The organism is Cryobacterium sp. N19 (assembly GCF_002929595.1).
GTDB lineage: Bacteria > Actinomycetota > Actinomycetes > Actinomycetales > Microbacteriaceae > Cryobacterium > Cryobacterium flavum.
Map to the genome: position 1 here is coordinate 263,079 of NZ_PJJR01000050.1, position 18,963 is coordinate 282,041.

At 64.7% G+C, this 18,963-nt stretch carries 18 protein-coding genes and 1 tRNA gene; 4 read left to right on the plus strand and 15 right to left on the minus strand.

The window, feature by feature from the left end; all coding sequences use genetic code 11:
• Nucleotides 1-42 precede the first annotated feature (42 nt).
• The 7 genes from CXY78_RS10920 to CXY78_RS10950 form a co-directional block, all read right to left on the minus strand.
• A complete protein-coding gene (locus tag CXY78_RS10920) occupies nt 43-657 on the minus strand; it encodes a 50S ribosomal protein L25/general stress protein Ctc (protein ID WP_104089338.1) in 615 nt (204 codons plus the stop codon).
• 243 nt (nt 658-900) lie between these two features.
• On the minus strand, nt 901-2,130 hold the full coding sequence (gene manD, locus CXY78_RS10925; RefSeq protein WP_092340650.1) for a D-mannonate dehydratase ManD: 1,230 nt from the start codon (nt 2,128-2,130) through the stop codon (nt 901-903).
• Nucleotides 2,131-2,184: 54 nt separating this feature from the next.
• A complete protein-coding gene (dgoD, locus tag CXY78_RS10930; protein ID WP_092340649.1) occupies nt 2,185-3,333 on the minus strand; it encodes a galactonate dehydratase in 1,149 nt (382 codons plus the stop codon).
• Nucleotides 3,320-3,853, minus strand: coding sequence for a gluconokinase (locus CXY78_RS10935; protein WP_233206160.1), 534 nt, complete (start codon nt 3,851-3,853; stop codon nt 3,320-3,322). The genes dgoD and CXY78_RS10935 overlap by 14 nt, the downstream gene beginning before the upstream one ends.
• A gap of 2 nt (nt 3,854-3,855) precedes the next feature.
• Nucleotides 3,856-4,737, minus strand: a complete 882-nt coding sequence (locus tag CXY78_RS10940; RefSeq protein ID WP_092340648.1) for a carbohydrate ABC transporter permease — start codon at nt 4,735-4,737, stop codon at nt 3,856-3,858.
• A complete protein-coding gene (locus CXY78_RS10945; RefSeq protein WP_233197388.1) occupies nt 4,734-5,657 on the minus strand; it encodes a carbohydrate ABC transporter permease in 924 nt (307 codons plus the stop codon). Before CXY78_RS10945 ends, CXY78_RS10940 begins: the two co-directional genes overlap by 4 nt.
• Nucleotides 5,658-5,752: 95 nt before the next feature.
• Complete coding sequence (locus CXY78_RS10950) at nt 5,753-6,925, minus strand: sugar ABC transporter substrate-binding protein (protein ID WP_233206161.1); 1,173 nt, start codon at nt 6,923-6,925, stop codon at nt 5,753-5,755.
• A gap of 259 nt (nt 6,926-7,184) precedes the next feature.
• Here CXY78_RS10950 and CXY78_RS10955 point away from each other — a divergent pair, with 259 nt between their 5' ends.
• The 3 genes from CXY78_RS10955 (at nt 7,185) to CXY78_RS10965 (ending at nt 10,002) form a co-directional block, all read left to right on the plus strand.
• Nucleotides 7,185-7,967: a FadR/GntR family transcriptional regulator gene (locus tag CXY78_RS10955; RefSeq protein ID WP_104089462.1), complete on the plus strand. Its 783-nt coding sequence runs from the start codon at nt 7,185-7,187 to the stop codon at nt 7,965-7,967.
• Nucleotides 7,968-8,121: 154 nt separating this feature from the next.
• Entirely contained in the window at nt 8,122-9,525 is a 1,404-nt protein-coding gene (gene gndA / locus CXY78_RS10960) for an NADP-dependent phosphogluconate dehydrogenase (protein WP_369827301.1), read from the plus strand.
• A 111-nt stretch (nt 9,526-9,636) separates the two neighbouring features.
• Nucleotides 9,637-10,002, plus strand: coding sequence for a hypothetical protein (locus tag CXY78_RS10965; protein WP_104089342.1), 366 nt, complete (start codon nt 9,637-9,639; stop codon nt 10,000-10,002).
• Between the two features lie 77 nt (nt 10,003-10,079).
• Here the strand turns inward: CXY78_RS10965 and CXY78_RS10970 are convergent, their stop codons facing one another.
• From CXY78_RS10970 to CXY78_RS10980, 3 genes are all read right to left on the minus strand, one after another.
• Nucleotides 10,080-11,057, minus strand: coding sequence for a ribose-phosphate diphosphokinase (locus tag CXY78_RS10970; protein ID WP_092340644.1), 978 nt, complete (start codon nt 11,055-11,057; stop codon nt 10,080-10,082).
• Complete coding sequence (gene glmU, locus CXY78_RS10975) at nt 11,058-12,503, minus strand: bifunctional UDP-N-acetylglucosamine diphosphorylase/glucosamine-1-phosphate N-acetyltransferase GlmU (protein ID WP_104089344.1); 1,446 nt, start codon at nt 12,501-12,503, stop codon at nt 11,058-11,060. It abuts the gene before it with no gap.
• A gap of 35 nt (nt 12,504-12,538) precedes the next feature.
• A tRNA-Gln gene (locus CXY78_RS10980) sits at nt 12,539-12,610 on the minus strand.
• A gap of 123 nt (nt 12,611-12,733) precedes the next feature.
• On the opposite strand from CXY78_RS10980, the gene CXY78_RS10985 reads away from it, so the two are divergent.
• Complete coding sequence (locus tag CXY78_RS10985; RefSeq protein WP_104089346.1) at nt 12,734-13,225, plus strand: MarR family winged helix-turn-helix transcriptional regulator; 492 nt, start codon at nt 12,734-12,736, stop codon at nt 13,223-13,225.
• Nucleotides 13,226-13,231: 6 nt separating this feature from the next.
• Here CXY78_RS10985 and CXY78_RS10990 read toward each other — a convergent pair whose 3' ends face one another.
• From CXY78_RS10990 to CXY78_RS11010, 5 genes are all read right to left on the minus strand, one after another.
• A complete protein-coding gene (locus tag CXY78_RS10990) occupies nt 13,232-13,891 on the minus strand; it encodes a methionine ABC transporter permease (protein WP_092340641.1) in 660 nt (219 codons plus the stop codon).
• A gap of 1 nt (nt 13,892) precedes the next feature.
• Complete coding sequence (locus CXY78_RS10995) at nt 13,893-14,921, minus strand: methionine ABC transporter ATP-binding protein (RefSeq protein ID WP_104089347.1); 1,029 nt, start codon at nt 14,919-14,921, stop codon at nt 13,893-13,895.
• A 131-nt stretch (nt 14,922-15,052) separates the two neighbouring features.
• On the minus strand, nt 15,053-15,943 hold the full coding sequence (locus CXY78_RS11000) for a MetQ/NlpA family ABC transporter substrate-binding protein (RefSeq protein ID WP_104089348.1): 891 nt from the start codon (nt 15,941-15,943) through the stop codon (nt 15,053-15,055).
• A gap of 199 nt (nt 15,944-16,142) precedes the next feature.
• Nucleotides 16,143-17,936 (minus strand): ABC-F family ATP-binding cassette domain-containing protein, encoded by a 1,794-nt coding sequence (locus tag CXY78_RS11005; protein ID WP_104089350.1) that lies wholly within the window; start codon nt 17,934-17,936, stop codon nt 16,143-16,145.
• A 55-nt stretch (nt 17,937-17,991) separates the two neighbouring features.
• Nucleotides 17,992-18,918, minus strand: a complete 927-nt coding sequence (locus CXY78_RS11010) for a 4-(cytidine 5'-diphospho)-2-C-methyl-D-erythritol kinase (RefSeq protein ID WP_104089351.1) — start codon at nt 18,916-18,918, stop codon at nt 17,992-17,994.
• Between the last annotated feature and the right edge of the window lie 45 nt (nt 18,919-18,963).

Here is an 18,963-nt window from a genome sequence, read left to right on the forward strand (position 1 = left end):
TATGCGGGCGAAAGCCCAGACGGAACCAGGTGAAAATAGGTGTTACGCGGCGGGAGGCGTAGCGGCCGGGGTGCCGGCCGTGATGACCTCGGTCTCGGCCTCTTCTTCGTCTTCGCCACGCGGGGTGTGGATGTACACGACGAGAGCGTCTTCATCGGAGATGAGCACGGCGCCGGTGGGCAGCGGAACGTCCTTGGCGTGAATCTGGGCGCCGTCTTCGAGGCCTTCGATCGACACGGTGACGTTCTCGGGGATGTCGGTGGCTTCAACCTCGAGCAACAGGGTCTTGGTGTCGAAGTCGGCGATCGTGCCGGCGAAGGACTCGCCGGACATGTGCACCTGAACTTCAACCTGAACCTTTTCACCCTTGCGCACGACGACGAGGTCGATGTGCTCGATGATGGCCTTCACCGGGTCCTTCTGCACGTCCTTGACCAGCACGAGCTGCTTGGTGCCTTCAATGTCGAGCTCGAGGAGCATGTTGGCGCGACGCAGCAGCAGGGCGATGCGGTGGGCGGGCAGCGACACGTGCACCGGATCGGTGCCGTGGCCGTAGATGACGGCCGGGATCTTGCCGAGTACGCGCAGCTTGCGGGCCGCGCCCTTGCCGAAGTTCGTGCGGAGGTCTGCCTCGACGGCGGTAACTTCTCTAGCCATGGTATTTCTCCTTGCGGGGCCTAAGCCCAGATCGTGATTCACGGGCCGAAGCCCGAGAAAGAGGGGTACTGATTCAACTCGAACGCATGTCAGCGTGAGGAAAAGCCCAAGGCCTCGTCCGCCGCGTCGATAACGGATGCCGCCGGCCCAGAATGCAGGCACGACACTATCCCTCGCCGAAGTTCGTTTCAATCTTACACAGTTCGAGCCACCCCTGCAGCCCGGGCGTGTCGTCGGCTTGCCTTACCAGTCGTGAACGGTGCCGTCGGCCAGACGATTGAAGGGCAGGTACGCCGTCTGGTACGGGTACTTGCCGGCCTCGTCCACGTTCAGCTGAACGCCCAGACCGGGCTTGTTACCGGGGTGCAGGTAGCCGTCGGAAAAGCTGAAGGACTGTTCGAAAACGCTGTTGGTGGCGTCGCCGTGTTGCATGTACTCCTGGATTCCAAAGTTGTGAATGGCCAGGTCGAGGTGCAGCGCCGCCGCCATGCCCACCGGGGAGATGTCGGTCGGGCCGTGAATGCCGGACTTGATCTGGTACTGGGCGGCGTAGTCGAGAATCTTCTTCAGGGGCGAAATGCCGCCGGTGTGGGTGACCGCCGACCGCACGTAGTCGATGAGCTGGTCCTTGATCAGGGTTTGGTAGTCCCAGACCGTGTTGAAGACCTCACCGATCGCGAGCGGGATGGTGGTATGAGAGCGCACCAGCCGCAGGGCATCCTGGTTTTCGGCCGGGGTGCAGTCTTCGAGCCAGAACAGATCGTACGGTTCAAGCGACTTACCGAGTCTCGCGGCCTGGATCGGCGTCATCCGGTGATGACCGTCGTGCAGCAGGGGCAGTTCGGCGCCGAACTCGCCGCGAACCCCCTCGAACACGGTCGGCAGGTGCCGCAGGTAGGCGCGGGTATCCCAGTCTTCCTCCGCAGGCCTGGCCGCACGCTGGGCCGGTTCGTAGTCGTAGCGTTTGCCACTGGTCTGGGTTTGCGCGGCAACGCCGTAGATGGCTTTCAGGCCGGGGATGGCAGTCTGCACCCGGATGGCCCGGTAGCCGAGCGCCTGATGCTTGCGGATGGAATCGAACAGTTCGGGCAGGTCGCGCCCCGATGCGTGACCGTAGGCGAGAATTTTGTCCCGGCTGGCTCCCCCGAGCAGCTGGTACAGCGGCATCCCGGCGGCCTGCGCTTTAAGATCCCAGAGCGCCACGTCAACGGCGGCAATCGCGGCCATGGTGACCGGGCCCCGGCGCCAGTAGGCGCTGCGATAGAGAAACTGCCAGGTATCTTCGATGCGGTGGGCGTCGGCGCCGAGCAACAGCGGCACGACGTGCTCCTGCAGGTAGGCCACCACGGCCAGTTCGCGGCCGTTCAAGGTGGCGTCACCGAGCCCGACGAGCCCGTCGTCGGTGGTGAGGCGCAGGGTCACGAAATTGCGATCCGGGCTGGTGACGATGACTTCTGCTCTGTCGATCTTCATGGTTCTCCTTGGTCGTGCGTGTCATCAGAAGGGGGCTCGGCACGGTGATGGCCGTCACCACTCCGCCAGTGCGCCGTCCGCGTGCCGCCAGATCGGCGACCGCCACGTGTGCCCGCGCGAGTCGGCGGCCCTTACTGCGGCCTCGTCAATCTCGATGCCGAGACCGGGGCCGGTCAACAGTTCAATGTTTCCGTTGACGAATTTCAATGGCTCCTTCTCGAGCACGTAATCGAGAACTTCGGCGCCCTGGTTGTAATGGATGCCGATGCTCTGCTCCTGAATGAGGTAGTTGGGAGTGGCGAAGCCCACCTGCAGGCAGGCGGCGAGCGCGATCGGGCCAAGCGGGCAGTGCGGGGCCAGCTGTACGTCGTACACCTCCGCCATCGCCGCGATGCGGCGTACTTCGGAGATTCCGCCGGCATGGGAGAGGTCGGGCTGCGCCACGGCGATGCCAGCCTCGAACACAGGCAGAAAATCCTGCCGGGTGTAGAGCCGCTCCCCGGTCGCGATCGGAATCGAGGTGGCCTGGGCCAGCTGACCAATCAGGTGGGAATTCTCCGGCACGACCGGTTCTTCAATGAAGAACGGTCGCAGGGGTTCGAGCAACGGGGCGATCCGGCGGGTATTGGCGAGCGTGAACCGACCGTGAAAGTCCACGGCCACATCACGGTCGGGGCCGAGCACGGCGCGCGCGGCGGCGACCCGTTCGAGCACACCGTCGATTTCAGCGACCGTGCCGACTCGGCTCATGATGCCGGAGGCGTTCATCTTGACGGCGGTCAGCCCCACGGCCATCTGCGCCGCGATCGCGTCGGCGATGCCGCTCGGGTCGTCGCCGCCGACCCAGCCGTACATGCGGATGCGATCGCGCACCGCGCCGCCGAGCAGCTGGTAGACCGGTACCCCGAGCGACTTGCCCTTGAGGTCCCACAGAGCCTGGTCGATGCCGGAGACAGCGCTGCCGAACACCGGTCCACCGCGGTAGAAACCGCTCTTGGTCAATACCTGCCAGTGGTCTTCAATGCGGTCGGGGTCGGCGCCGATGAGATATTCCGCGAACTGTTCGACGACCGCGCGCACGGCATCCGAATGCCCTTCCAGGCTGGCTTCGCCCCAGCCGACGACGCCATCGCTGGTTTCAAGCCGCACGAATAGCCAACGGGGTGCCACGAGAAAAGTTTCCACTCGTTCAATGTGTGACACGGGCAGCCTCACCGCTTTCTGTTTCGGCGGCGAGAGCCGCAAGGATCCGTTCGACGATGGTGCCGAGCGGTTCGACGATGTCCACGGTTACGCCGCGTTCATCGTGTGTGCGTACCTCGAGCGTGTCAAACTGCGATTGCAGCAGCGCGGGAGGCATGAATTCGTGGGTGCGTGCGCGTAGCCGGGCTGCGATCAGGTCGATCGATCCTTCCGGATCAACCACGAACAGGTCAACGGCGTGATCGCGCAGCAGGTCGCGATAACTGCGTTTGAGGGCCGAGCAGGCGATGACGATGCCGTTCGGGTAGTCCCCGGCCAGGCAGCGCCCCACCTCATGCAGCCACGGCAGCCGGTGTTCATCCTGCAGCGCGTTTCCGGCGGCCATGGCGGCCTTGTTCGCGGCGGGGTGCAGGGTATCGCCGTCGAGGAACCGGGCACCGAGGCGCTCGGCCAGAAATTCACCGATGGTCGATTTGCCAGAGCCCTGCACACCCATGACGACGATCGGCGGGAGGCCCACCCTCAGCCCTTGGTCGCACCGGCGGTGAGGCCGGACACGATGTACTTCTGGGTGAACAGCGCAATGACCATGATCGGAACGGTGACCACGACGGCTGCCGCCATCAGGCTTCCCCAGTCGATGCTGGCATACGAGACGAAGTTGAAGATCGCCACCGGCAGGGTCTTGGTATTCGCGCCGGAGAGCACCAGCGCGAACATGAAGTTGTTCCACGAAAAGATAAAGGAGAGGATGCCGGCCGTCGCGAGTCCCGGAACCGACAGCGGCAGGGTGATCCGCAGGAACGCGCCGATGTGGGTGAGGCCGTCCACCTGCGCCTGCTCCTCCAGTTCGAGCGGAGTCGAGTCGAAATAGCTGATCATGATGTACACGATGAGCGGCAGGGCGACGAACATGTGCGAGAGAATCAGCACGCCGAAGCCGCCGACCATGCGCATGTTGGCGAAGATGAAGTACCACGGCACGAGCAGGCTGACGCCCGGAATGATGCGTGCCATGAGGACGACCAGCGCGGAGCGGTGCATCGCGAAACGACTCATCGCGTAGGCGGCCGGAACTCCGATGAGCAGGGAGAAGACGGTGGACAACAGCGCCACCCAGAAACTATTGAAGATGAATCCGAAATAGTTATTGCGGCTGAGCACGTTGTCGTAGTTGTCGAGCGTCGGCGTGAAGAACAGGGTCTTGCTGGCGTCGTAGATGTCGACATTGGTCTTGAGTGACGCGACGAACATCCAGACCAGCGGAGCGACGAACAGCAGCACCGTGAGGGTGAGGGCGACGACCCGAAAGATTTTGTACGCTCGCGGCTTGCGGCGCCGCGGTGCAATCGCGACCGGGCGCGGAGTCTGGGTGACAGGACGGGCTGGCAGGGTCGTTGTCATGACCGGTTCGCCTTTCTGCGGTAGGTGAGTACCCACATGATCGCGATGATGAGCAGGAAGAACAGGATCAGCACGGTGGACGCGATCCCGTAGTCGTTGTAGTCGAAGCTCAGGCCGAAGGCATAGATGTTCAGCGTCTCGACTTCGTGGAATGACCCGCCGCCCTTGCCCTTGGTGGCATAGAGGATGTCGAAGGTCTTGAGGGCGTCGATTCCGCGCAGCACGATGGTCACGATGACGGTGGCCCGCAGGAGTGGCAGAGTGACGAACCAGAATCGCTGCCAGGCGTTGGCGCCGTCAATGCGCGCAGCTTCGTCGGGTTCGTCGGAGAGTGAGGTGAGGCCGGCGAGCAGCATCAGTACGACCATCGGTGTCCACTGCCAGATATCGACGAACATGAGCGTCGGCAGGGCGGTGTACTGGCCGGACAGCCAGGGCTGGGCCGGAATACCGATCCAGCTGAGCACCTGGTTGGCGAAGCCGATGTTCGGGTCGAAGATGAGGCGCCACATCATGCCGACGGCGACCGGGGTAGCGACCAGGGGCAGCAGGATCGCGACGCGAACCCATTTCTCGCCGCGGAACGGGCGCCAGAGCAGCAGGGCAATGCACATGCCGAGGACAAGCTCAATGGCCAGCGCTCCGCCGGTGAAGACGAACGTGCGCATCACGGCGGGCCAGAAGCGATCCGTGTCGGTGAGCACCTCGACGTAGTTGCTGAATCCGACCAGGTTGGATGCTGCGCGCACCGAGCCCTCGGAGTCCGTCACGCTGAGGTACAGCGTCCAGCCCAGCGGCACCGCGATGAGCAGCCCGACGAAGATCATCGCTGGGGAGGCGAAGAGCCACTTGCGATGACGGTTTGCCCAGGTGGAATAGTTCTTCCACATTGAGGGCTTGGTGGTGACCATTGTGGTCATCGTTCACCTCACACTTGGTATTGCACGTTCAGAAAGAAGGGGGTGGCGGGGCGGACGACCGCGTTCGGGCATCCGCCCCGCCTCAGTGGTGCGGGTTATTCGTCGTCGAGGATTCCCTGAAAAGCCTCGCTCGCGGCATCCGCTGCTGCGTCGGAGTCGCCGCCGGTGATGGCGATGACGATCGGATCTCCTACGATCTCGCGCGCTTCGGGCACCTTGATGACGAGCGGGCGGTCATGACCGACACCGTTCTTGGTGCTCGTGGCGATCGCGGCGGCAAGGTCGGCCGGGTAGGTCGACGTGCCCTCCGGGTCTTCCCAGACCGACTGGCGCGCACCGGGAACGCCGTCCTGCTGCACCTCCAGGGTCAGGTCCGCGCTGGTGGCCCATTCGATGAACGACCAGGCTTCATCCGTGTAGGCCGATTCAGCGTTGACACCGAGTGCCCAGGACGGCACGTTGTAGGCGGCCGAACCGCCAGGACCGGCCGGCATCGGTGCGAAGCCGACGGTGTCGGAGACCTTGGAAGTCTCGGGGTCGGTCGCGTTCTTGTAGAGGCTGTCGGCCTCGGTGTACAATCCGGCCTGGCCCTGCGTGAAGATGGCCATGGCCTCAGGCCAGCTCATGTCGGTGCTGACATTCTCCGGACCGTAGTCGCGGATCAGTCCGCCGTAGAACGCGTAGGCTTCCTTGGCCTCAGGGCTGGCGATAGCTGAGTTGCCGTCTTCGTCGATGAAGTCACCGCCGAAGCTGTAGAGAAAGCTGGAGAACTGGGTGACGGCGGCGGACTTGCCGGTACGGGCGACGAAGCCGGCCACGCCGGGGTTCTGTTCCTTGATTGCCTTGGCCGCGGCTTCGAGCTCGTCCATCGTGGTCGGCACCTCGAGTCCGGCTTTGGCGAGGAGGTCCTTGCGGTAGTAGAGCACTTCCTGCTCGGTGATGATCGGCACGCCAACGACGTTGCCGTCGTAGGTGGTCGACTCGACCGGCCCGGACTGGAAGTCGCTCCAGTTCCAGTCGGCGTTCGACTCGACGTTGTCAGACAGGTCGGCCAGATAGCCGTTCTTCGCGAACAGCTTGCCTTCTTGGAGCGGGCGATACATCATGACGTCGATCTCATCGGTGCCCGCATTGAGCTTCACGTTGTACTGATCGGAGAGCTGGTCTTCGCCGTACTGGCTGAGCTCGACGGTGAGGCCGGTGGCTGCCTCGAACTCGGGCAGCTTGCTCTTGATCGTGTCGGTCCACACGTGGTTGGCGAGGGTCACTCGAAGAGTTTTCGAGCCCCCGTCATCACCGGCACCGGCACTGCACGCGGTGAGTGTGCCCGCCGCGAAAAATGTCGCTGCGACGATGGCCGCAACGCGAACAACTGAATGACGCTTCACTGTGTCTCCCATTCGAAAGAACCGGCGCTTTGAGCCACGGTTCCCAACAGAATGCATCTTTACATCTGTCTCGAGAGGAAACGTTACCGAATAAAGCATACTTATTCAAGTTTATTGCCGGAACGATATGATCAAGCGCATGACGCACAATCTGACGACCGGGCCGGGCGCCGACCCGCTCGTCGACTTGCCCGAGAGCCTTGACTACGGAACCCCCTCGACCAGCCTGCACGCGCGCGTCGTCGATCTGCTGGGCCTGGCCATCTGCGCCGGTGAACTTGCCAGCAAGTCGGTCTTCCGCATCGAGGAGCTCGAGGAACGATACGGTGTCTCCCGATCGGTGGTGCGCGAAGCCATCCGCGTGCTCGCCTCCATGGGTATGCTCGCTTCTCGCCGTCGCGTCGGCGTGCAGATTCTGCCAGCCTCCGAGTGGAACCTGTATGACCCACAGGTCATCCGCTGGAGGCTCGCGTCGCCGGCCCGCATCGCCCAATTGCGTTCCCTGACCGAGCTGCGCACCGCCATTGAACCGCAGGCCGCCCGGCTCGCCGCCATCCGCGCTCCCCTAGCGGATGCCAGCGAGCTGATGGGGCTGGCCGGCAAGCTGTGGGCCGCCGGCCAGGCCGACGACCCCGAGGCTTTCCTCGTGCTCGACATCGAGTTTCACCGTCTTGTGCTGGCCAGTTCGGGCAACGAAATGTTCGCCAAACTCAACACCCTGGTGGCCGAGGTGCTGACCGGGCGCACGAACTACGGACTGATGCCGCGGCATCCGCACAACGAAGCACTGCAACTGCACGTCGATGTGGCCAGCGCGATTCAGCGCGGCAACCCGGAGGCAGCCCACGAAGCCATGCTCGGCATCATGGAACGCGCCTTCAACGAGATGAGTTCCATCTGGGACGGCAAGGCCACGAAATAGGACCAGCATTGCGCAATGCTGTCCCCCGATTGCGGGACCGTTCAGGCCTGTGCGCTAAACTCGTAGGTGGTCTGTTCAGTACAGCCCCAAAGGAGAAAACGTGTCAGAGTCCGGTTCAGCACAGGCAAACATTGGTGTCGTGGGTCTGGCGGTGATGGGATCGAATCTCGCCCGCAACCTCGCCGGCCGCGAGGGAAACACCGTAGCGGTCTACAACCGCTCCCCCGAACGCACCCGCCTGCTCACGACCGAGCACCCGGAGGCAAACTTCGTCGCCTCCGAGGACATCGCCGATTTCGTCGCCTCGCTGACGAAGCCGCGCACCGCCATCATCATGGTGCAGGCCGGCCGCGGCACCGACGCCGTCATCTCCCAGCTCTCTGAGCTGTTCGAACCCGGCGACATCATCGTCGACGGCGGCAACGCCGAATTCACCGACACCATTCGTCGCGAAAAGGAGCAGAGCGCCAAGGGCCTCAACTTCGTCGGTGCCGGCATCTCCGGTGGCGAAGAGGGTGCCCTCAACGGCCCGAGCATCATGCCCGGCGGCTCAGTGGAGGCCTACAAGACCCTCGGCCCCATTCTTGAGTCCATCGCCGCCGTCGTCGACGGTGTACCCTGCGTCACCCACATCGGCACCGACGGTGCCGGCCACTTCGTCAAGATGATCCACAACGGCATCGAATACGCCGACATGCAGCTCATCGCCGAAGCCTACGACCTGCTGCGCAAGGTCGGCGGGCACTCCCCCGAGGCCATCGCCGATATCTTCACCGACTGGAACGGCGGGGAGCTCGATAGCTACCTGATCGAAATCACCGCGGAGATTCTGCGCCAGGTCGACGCGAAGACCGGCGAACCCTTCATCGACGTCGTGCTCGACGAGGCAGGCTCCAAGGGAACCGGCGTCTGGACCGTGCAGAACGCGCTCGACCTCGGCGTTCCCGTCGGCGGCATCGCCGAAGCCGTCTTCGCCCGCGCCGTTTCGGCCCACCCGGAGCAGCGCGAACCGGTGCGCGCCACAATTACGGCACGCCCAGAAATCGCCGTCGTCGGCAACACCTTCCAGGAAGACGTGCGCCAGGCGCTCTACGCCTCGAAGATCATTGCCTACGCCCAGGGTTTCGACGCGATCATCGCCGGTGCGACCAAGTACAACTGGAACATCGACAAGGGCGCCATCGCCACCATCTGGCGCGGCGGCTGCATCATTCGCGCCCAGTTCCTCAACCGCATCGTGGATGCCTACAACAACGACCCGTCCATCCCGAGTCTGCTCGTTGACCAGTACTTCGCCGACGCCATCGCCGCCGGCGAGGCCGCCTGGCGCCGCGTCGTATCCACCGCCGCGCTGTCGGGCATCCCGGTTCCCGGCTTCGGCTCGAGCCTGAGCTACTTCGACTCGCTCGCAAGCGAACGCCTGCCGGCCGCCCTGGTGCAGGGCCAGCGCGACTTCTTCGGTGCGCACACCTACCACCGCGTCGACATGCCCGGCACCTTCCACACCCTGTGGTCCGGCGACCGCACCGAGATCGCCACCGAGGCGTCGACGCACTAGCGGCCGTGTCGGCCGGCGGCATCCACTTCTCACGCGTAGAGAACGGATGCCGCCGGCCGCTTCGTTTAACCGAGTCGCTTCACACCCAGGTCTGGGAGAATGGGAGTACCCATGGCTGACAATCACCCCGAGCTCTCCGGCTACGAGCCGAACGACGACTACCGCCCCCTGCGCGGCAAGCACTTCACAACCATTTTGCGCGTCGTCGTGGTGCTCGGGCTGATCGCCCTGGTCGTGCCGGGCGTGCTCACGACCATGCGCGTCGCCTCCGACACCGCCAGCAACGCCTGTGTGACCGCGGTGGCCCAGTACTATCCCTCAGCCGTGGACTTCGACGCGCGATTCGAGTTCGCCGGGCCCGGCGGGTTCGGCTGGCAGTGCTACGCGATCGACGTGAACGAGCGCGAGACCTTCGTGACGCCGCTCGGCATCATTCCCTCCGCGCCGCGCCAGCTGGCCCCGGCCACGCGCACATAATTCTCTAACGAGGTGTGAGTTTTGACCCGAAAATCACGAAAATCGGGCTCGAACTCACACCTCGGCAGCGCCTGAACCTACGCGGCGCCGTCGAACATCGAGGTGACCGAACCCTCGTCGAAGACCTCGTGGATGGCGCGCGCCAACAACGGAGCGATCGGCAGCACTGTGAGCGTCGGGAAGCGCTTCTCCGGCGGGATCGGCAGCGTGTCGGTGACGACGACGGCGCTGATGGCCGGGTTCTGCAGCATGTCAACGGCCGGGTCGCTGAACACGGCGTGCGTGGCGGCGACGACGACGCCGATGGCGCCGGCCTCGCGCAGTGCCTCGGCGGCCAGGGCGATCGTGCGTCCGGTGTCGATCATGTCGTCAACGAGCAGGCAGACGCGGCCGCTGACCTGGCCGACGATCTCGTGCACGGAGACCCGGTTGGGCACGAGTGGGTCGCGGCGCTTGTGGATGATGGCGAGCGGCACACCGAGGCGGTCGCTCCAGATGTCGGCGACGCGCACGCGACCCATGTCGGGCGAGACCACGGTGAGGGTCGCCGGGTCGAGCTTCTCGCGGAAGTGCTCGAGCAGAACCGGCATCGCGAAGAGGTGGTCGACGGGACCGTCGAAGAAGCCCTGGATCTGGGCGGCGTGCAGGTCGATCGACATGATGCGATCGGCGCCGGCGACCTTGAACAGGTCGGCGACGAGGCGGGCCGAGATCGGCTCGCGTCCGCGACCCTTCTTGTCCTGCCGGGCGTAGGGGTAGAACGGAGCGACCACGGTGATGCGCTTGGCAGAGGCCCGCTTGAGCGCGTCCACCATGATGAGCTGTTCCATCAGCCATTCATTAATCGGAGCGGTGTGGGACTGGATGACGAAGGCATCCGAGCCGCGCACGCTCTCGTCGAACCTGGCATACAGTTCGCCGTTGGCGAAGGTGCGTGCGTCGGTGTGGAGCAGCTCAGAACCAAGCTCCGTGGCGATGTCGAGAGCGAGCTGCGGGTGCGCTCGCCCCGAAACCAGTACTAGTCGTTTGTCGCCGCTGGTCTTGATTTCCGACACCTATTCTCCAGTCTTATCGCTGCTTGTGGGGGCATTGACCGCCGCCGTGTCCGCGGCCGTGCCCGGACGGTTGGCGTGAACCCAGCCGTCCATGTTGCGTTGCGGGGTCACGTTGATGGCCAGTGCGCCGGCCGGAACGCTCTTGCGAACGACCGTGCCTGCTCCCGTGTACGCCCCGTCACCAATTGTAATCGGCGCGACGAACACGTTGTGCGACCCGGTGCGCACGTGCGACCCGATCGCCGAGTGGTGTTTGGCCACGCCGTCATAGTTGGCGAAGATTGTTCCGGCACCGATATTCGACCCCTCGCCGACGGTGGCGTCGCCCACGTAGCTCAGGTGCGGCACCTTGCTGCCGGCACCGATCTGCGCGTTCTTGGTCTCGACGAAGGCGCCGATCTTGCCGTCGGCACCGAGCACGGTATTGGGGCGCAGGTAGGAGAACGGGCCGACGGATGCCCCCGCCTCGATCACCGCGAGGGTCGCGTCGGTGCGATTAACCCGGGCATTCTCGCCGATCTCGCAGTCGCGCAGGGTGGTGTCCGGGCCGACGATGGCACCGGTTGCGACCACGGTGGCGCCGATGATCTGGGTGCCGGGCAGCAGGGTGACGTCGGCCGCGAGCACGGCTTTGAGGTCGATCCAGGTGGTGGCCGGGTCCTGCACGGTCACTCCGGCCAGCTGCCAGCCGCGCACGATGAGGGCGTTGAGTTTCTGGGCTGTGTCGCCCAGCTGGGCGCGATCGTTGATTCCGGCGACGATCCAGGCATCCGCGACCGGAACAGCGCTCACCTCGGAGCCGGCCCGGCGCAACAGTTCGATCACATCGGTGAGGTATTTCTCACCCTGGGCGTTGGCGGTGGTGAGCTGGGCGAGCTGCTCGCGCAGCGCGGCCAGGCCGAACAGGTAGACGCCGGCGTTGATCTCGGTGACGGCCAGTTCGGCATCCGTCGCATCCTTCTGCTCGACGATGCGGTCGAACGCACCCTCCACCGAGCGGATGATGCGGCCATAGCCGGTCGCATCGTCCGGGTAGGCGGACAGCACGGTTCCCGCCGCGTTGCCCTGGCGGTGCGAGGCGATGAAGGAGGCGAGCGTTGCGGCGTTCAGCAACGGGACGTCGCCGTTGATCACGAGCACGTCACCGTCGAAATCGGCCGGCAGCGCGGCGACGGCCTGCTCGACGGCGCGGCCGGTGCCGGGAATCTCGTCTTGGTCGACGATCGTGCTCTCCGGCAGGTCTTCGGCCACGACGGCGGCCAGCAGGTCGCGTTCGTGCCGCACGACGGTCACGACGTGGGCGGCGTCGAGCGCCCGCGCGGTCGCGAGCACGTGGCTGACGATCGGTACGCCGGCGAGCGGATGCAGCAGCTTGGGCAGGCTGGACTTCATGCGGGTACCCTGGCCGGCGGCCAGAACAACAATGGCGAGGCGGGCGTCTGTCACGAGATTCCTAACGCATTTGGTGAAGAAAGTGAGGGCTCCGCCACCAGGATTCGAACCTGGACCGAACAACTCCAAAGGTTGCCGTGCTGCCGTTACACTATGGCGGACCATGCCGGCCGAGGCCAGCAACCAGTCAAGTCTGCCAGATTCTGAGCGGCGCGCAGCACCGCTGACGGCGGCCAGACGGCCTCTGGGCGAAGAAACCCCCGGGTAAGCGGGATAATGGAGCAATGCCTGCCCATGATGAAGTCGACCGAATCGTCGATTCGTGGCTGCGCGAACGGCCCGATCTGGATTTTGCGCCGCTGCAGGTGCTCAGCCGGGTTGCCCGGTTGTCGAAGCACCTCGACCGGGCCCGCCGCACCGCCTTCTCCCGGTCGGAGCTCGCATCGTGGGAGTTCGATGTGCTCTCGGCCCTGCGCCGCGCCGGCACGCCCTACGAGCTCAGCCCGAAGGCGTTGTTGCTGCAGACGCTCGTCTCAAGTGGCACCATGACGAACCGCATCGACGGGCTCGTTGACCGCGGTCTGGTCACGCGCCGCTCCGCACCCAACGACGGTCGCGGCATCCTGGTGGGCATGACGCCGGCCGGACTCACCCGAGTGGATGCCGCCATAACCCGGCTGATCGACGCCGAAGCCGACCTGCTCGACACCCTCTCGGTGACCGACCAGGACCGGCTGGCCGGCCTGCTGCGAAAGCTCAGCCTCGACTTCGACTAGCTACCGCTAACGGCGAAGAGCCTTGCGCGCGAGGTAGTTGCCGAAGAACTGCACGAACTGCACCAGCACGATGATCAGCAGCACCGCCGCCCAGGTCACGATGGGGTTGAACTGACGGTAGCCGTAGAGCAGCGCAAAATTACCAAGGCCCCCGCCACCGACGTAACCGGCAACGGCTGACATGTCCACGAGCGCGACGAAGATGAACGTGTAGCCGAGAATCAGCGGTCCGAGCGCTTCCGGCAGCAACACGGTGAAGATGATGCGAATCGGCCCGGCGCCGACGCTGCGGGCCGCGTCGATCACGCCGGGCGTCACGGTGAGCAGGTTTTGCTCCACGATGCGGGCCATGGCGAAGGAGGCTGCGAGAGCGATCGTGAAGATGATCGCGTTATTGCCGATGCCGCTGCCGGTGACGGCCCGGGCCAGTGGTTGCGCCGCCGCCAGAAAGATGATGAACGGAATCGGGCGAATGAAGTTGACCAGCAGATTCAGCACGAAAAACAACGGCTTGTTCTCGAGGATGCTGCCTGCACGGGTCAAGTAGAGCCCGAGACCGACCAGCAGGCCGCCCAGGCCACCGAAGAACAGGGTCAGGGCGACGATGTACAGGGTCTCGTAGGTGGCCGTCCACAGTTCGGGCAGCAGGTCGATGAGTGCGTCCATGTCAGCGCACCTCCGTGACGGTCGTGAGCGTTCGAATGTGGGCGAGCACCTGGTCGATGAGCGGGTCTAAGCCAGTGAGCGCGAGGGTGAGATGCCCGAACGGGCGCCCCTGTATCTCATTGATGCCACCGTAGACGACCTCGAACGCCACTCCGGCACTCGAGAACTCGCCGAAGACGGCCTTCTGATCGACCGCACTGTCGCGAAAGGCCAGCGTCACGATGCGGCCCGCGTGCCGCTCACGCAACACGGCGAGTTCGTCGGGCGACGGAATCCCCTTGACCACGGTCGAAACGAAACGAGCGGATGCCGCGGCTTGCGGGTTCGAGAACACGTCGAAGACGGGGCCGCGTTCGATGACTCGCCCCTGATCCATCACGGCGACCTTGGTCGCAATGGTCTGGATGACGTCCATTTCGTGGGTGATCACGATGATGGTGACGCCGAATTCCGCGTTCACCCGCTTCAGCAGGGCGAGCACCTCGTGCGTGGTTTCCGGGTCGAGAGCACTCGTGGCTTCGTCAGCCAGCAGAATGCTCGGCTGGGTAGCGAGGGCGCGGGCGATGCCCACCCGCTGTTTCTGCCCGCCGGAGAGTTGGTCGGGAAAGGACCCGGCCTTATCAGAGAGGCCGACGAAGTCGAGTAGTTCGGCCACGCGGGCGGCGCGCTGCTCCTTGGGATGCCCGGCCACTTCGAGCGGGTAGGCCACGTTGCGCGCCACCGTGCGTGAACCGAGCAGGTTGAACTGTTGAAAGATCATGCCGATGCCGAGGCGCACCTTGCGCAGCTCGCGCTCCGACAGCAGGGCGATATCCTGCCCGTTGACGATGATCTCGCCGCTCGTTGAATGTTCGAGAGCATTCACGAGTCGCACAAGTGTGCTCTTACCGGCACCGGAGTATCCGATGATCCCGTAGATGTCCCCGGCCTCCACGTCGAGACTGACCGAGTCGATCGCCGTGACACTCGGTGCACCCTTGCTCGCGGGCGGGTACACCTTGCTGACATTCCTCAGGCTTACTAGAGCCATCCGTTGTTCCTCAAAAACCTTCTTGTTGCTCGTCTATCGTGATGTCGCGCCGGGAACGCGAACGAGCAGTCTCGGCTATTGGGCGTAAATCTTAGAAAGAACCGAAACTGCTCACGCGGTAACGCTGATGCTTACTTCTGAGCCTTGGTGTCGGCCTCGACCGCGACGCGCGACTCTTCAAGCTCGGCAACCGGGGTCGTCAACAGCACTGCCGTGTCGCCGGACGCTTCGCGAACACCATCCTGAACGGCCTTCGTGGTCTGGTAGATCTCGACGAGCTTCTGGTATGTCGCGTTGTCTTTGTCCTCGGCGCGCGCTGCAAAGACGTTCGCATAGGGCACGGACTTGGAGTCGGCCGGATCGTCCTGGGCGATGGCATCCGAGAAACTGAGCCCGGCCTTTCCAACAAACTCGTTATTGACGATCGCGGCGGCGACGTCGGGCAGCGAGGTCGTCGTGAGCGACGCGTCGAGAGCCGTCACTTTCACCCGCGAGGCGGCGGTGTCGATGTCGTCGAGTGACGACGAAATCGTGCCGCCGTCGGTGAGCTCGATCAGACCGGCTGACTGGAGTACGACGAGGGCGCGGGCCATGTTGCTCTGGTCGTTGGGCACGGCGACCGTGTCGCCCTTCTGAATCTCATCGACGCTGGTGTACTGCGTGGAATAGAGACCCAGCGGGTAGATTGCGGTGGCGCCGATTGCCGAGAGGTCCTGGCTGCTCGCCACGTTGTAGTTTGCGAGGTAGACGATGGTCTGAAATTGATTGAGGTCGATTTCGCCGGCGGTCAGGGCAGGGTTCGGCTGTTCGTAGGTGGCGAAGTTGACCAGGTCGACCGTAATCCCTGCGTCGGCTGCGGCTTGTGTGAAGACATCCCAGTACGGTTCGCTCTCGTCGACGACCCCGATCTTCACGACGTCATCGCCACCAGCAGCGCCTGCGCACCCGGCCAGCAGTGCCGCAAGCGGCAGAATCGCGAGTGCGGCCAGTACGGACTTCTTGAAGGAACGTGGCTTTTTCATGGAGGGTCTCTTTCGCTGTGTGAATTCCCCGAGAGCGCCGATGGCGATTATGGGCACAGCGATTTTTTGGGCACAGATCAACCCCGGGTGTTGGGGGTGGGGGTCTGTGCCGCAGCTCTGCGAGGCACTCAACAACGATACGCGCTGAAACTGCGACGCGTGGCCTCCCCCGACACACTGCGTCACAGCTTCTGCGACGTTACCCTTCGATCAACTCGGTAAGTTCGACCCAGCGGGTTTCGAGCGTGGCGATGGTCTCTTCCAGTTCGGTCAGTTTCACGCCGAGCGCGCCGAGACCGGCGAAATCGGACTGGTCGTGCGCGGCGAGCTTTTCGTGCTTGAGTGCGATGCGCTCTTGCAGTTTGACCACCTTGCGGTCGATCGAGCCGAGCTCTTTCTGGGCGTTGCGCAGTTCGGCGCCACCCAGGGTGGGGATCTTTTTGGCCTTGCCAGCGGCATCCGTCGGCGACCCCTGAGCGGGGCCGGCGATAGCTTTGCGGCGCACCTCGAGGTACTGGTCGACGCCGCCGGGCAGGTGGCGAAAGCCGCCGTCCATGACGGCGTACTGGTTGTCGGTGACGCGCTCGATGAGGTACCGGTCGTGCGAGACGACCAGCAGGGTGCCGGGGAAGGAGTCGAGCAGGTCTTCCATGGCGGCGAGCATGTCGGTGTCGAGGTCGTTGGTGGGCTCGTCGAGGATGAGTATGTTCGGCTCGCTGAGCACGATCAGCAGCAGTTGCAGTCGGCGCTTCTGGCCACCGGAGAGGTCCTTGACCTGGGTGGTGAGCTGCGCGCTCAGAAAGCCCATGCGTTCGAGCATCTGGCCGGGCGTGATCTCCTTACCGCCGGCCATGTAGCTGGTTTTCTGGCGGCCGATGACGTCGCTCACGCGGTCGTTGCGGATTTCGTCGAGTTCGAACAGCTGCTGGGTGAGTACGGCGACCTTGATGGTCTTGCCGCGCTTCACGTGCCCGCTGGTCGGCTGCAGGGTGCCGGCGACGAGGTTCAGCAGGGTGGACTTGCCCGCCCCGTTGACGCCCATGATTCCGGTGCGCTCCCCCGGTGCGATGCGCCAGGTGATGTCGTTCAGCACGGTCTTGTCGCCGAACTTCACACCGATGTCGATGAGGTCGACGACGTCCTTGCCGAGGCGCTGCATGGCCATCGACTGCATCGTGACGGTATCGCGGGGCGGCGGCTCGTTCTCGATCAGCACGTTGGCGGCATCGATGCGGAACTTGGGCTTGGCGGTGCGGGCCGGGGCGCCGCGGCGCAGCCAGGCCAGCTCCTTCTTCATGAGGTTCTGGCGCTTGGACTCGACGACCGAACTCATGCGGTCGCGCTCGACGCGCTGCAGAATGTAGGCGGCGTAGCCTCCCTCGAAGGGCTCGATCAGGCGGTCGTGCACCTCCCAGGTGATGTTGCAGACCTCGTCGAGGAACCACCGGTCGTGGGTGACGACCACGAGTCCGCCCGACTGGGCGGCCCAGCGGATCTTGAGGTGCCCGGCGAGCCAGGAAATGCCTTCCACATCGAGGTGGTTGGTGGGCTCGTCGAGAAAGATGCAGTCGTAGTCGCCGATGAGCACGGCGGCGAGGGCTACCCGACGGCGCTGGCCACCGGAGAGGTCGTCGACCAGGGCGTCCCAGGGAATGTCGCGTACGAGGCCGCCGATGACGTCGCGCACCTTGGCGTCGCCCGCCCAGACGTGTTCTTCGATGCCGCCGACGATGGTGTGGCCGACGGTCTGGCCGCTGGCGAGGTCGTCGGACTGGTCGAGCATGCCGATAGTGACGCCGCGGCGACGGGTGACCCGGCCTTCGTCGGGTTCCATGCGGCCGGCCAGCAGACGCATGAGGGTGGATTTGCCGTCACCGTTCTTGCCGACGACGCCGATGCGGTCGCCTTCGTTGAGGCCGGCGGTGACGCTGTCAAAGATAACGCGGGTGGGAAATTCGAGGTGCAGGGACTCAGCCCCGAGAAGATGTGCCATAGCCTCCGAGTTTACGGCACGCTGGGCGCTGTCATCCCGGGCCGAATGCGAAGGCTCAGATGAGGCGGGCCCCATGCACCGGGCCGGTGGCTCGCACGACCTTGAGGCGGGAGGCAGAGAGCGCGACCTGCAATTCGAGCGCGCTGTCGGCATCCGCTACCAGAAAAGCCACGGTCGGGCCGGAGCCGGAGAGGATGCCGGCCAGGGCGCCGTTCTCTTCGCCGAGCTGCAGCACCTTGCCGAGCCCGGGCGCGAGGTGCAGCGCCGGAGCCTGCAGGTCGTTGTGCAGCACGTCGGCGAGCATGTGCGGGTCGCCGGCGCGCAGTGCCTGCAGCACGTTCGCGTCGACACTGGGCTGATGCTCGGCCGGAAAGATGTCCTGCGCGTGGCGATCGCGGTGCCGGTCGAGCTCCTGGTACACGCCGGGCGTCGACATACCGAAGTCGGCCAGGGTGAGTACCCACTGGAATTTTCCCTTGGCCAGCGCCGGGCTCAGCTGGTCGCCGCGACCGGTTCCGATGGCGGTGCCGCCGGTGAAGGAGAACGGTACGTCGGCGCCGAGGGTCGCGGCAATGGCGAGCAGCTCGTCCTTGGTGGCGCTGGTCCCCCACAGGGCGTCGCAGGCGAGCAGGGTGGCCGCGGCGTCGGCCGAGCCGCCGCCCATCCCGCCAGCGATGGGCACGTTCTTCTCGATCTCGAGGTGCACGCCGCCGCGATAGCCGGTCTTGCGGGCGAGGGCCCTGGCTGCTTTGATGGCGAGGTTGCTGCCGCCGGTGGCGAGGCCGGAGGTGTCGATGCTGCCGCTGAACTCGACCGAGAAGTCGCTGGCCGGCGTGGCACGCACGTCCTCGAACAGGGAGACAGCCTGGTAGGCCGTCGCGAGGTCGTGGTAACCGTCTTCCATGACGGCGCCGACCTTGAGGAAGACGTTGATTTTACCCGGTGCCCGCGCGTGCACAGCGGTGGTGCCGGCGGTCGTCATCATGCTTTTAACTTAGCCCAGCCCGTGTGCCCGCACCGACCGCCG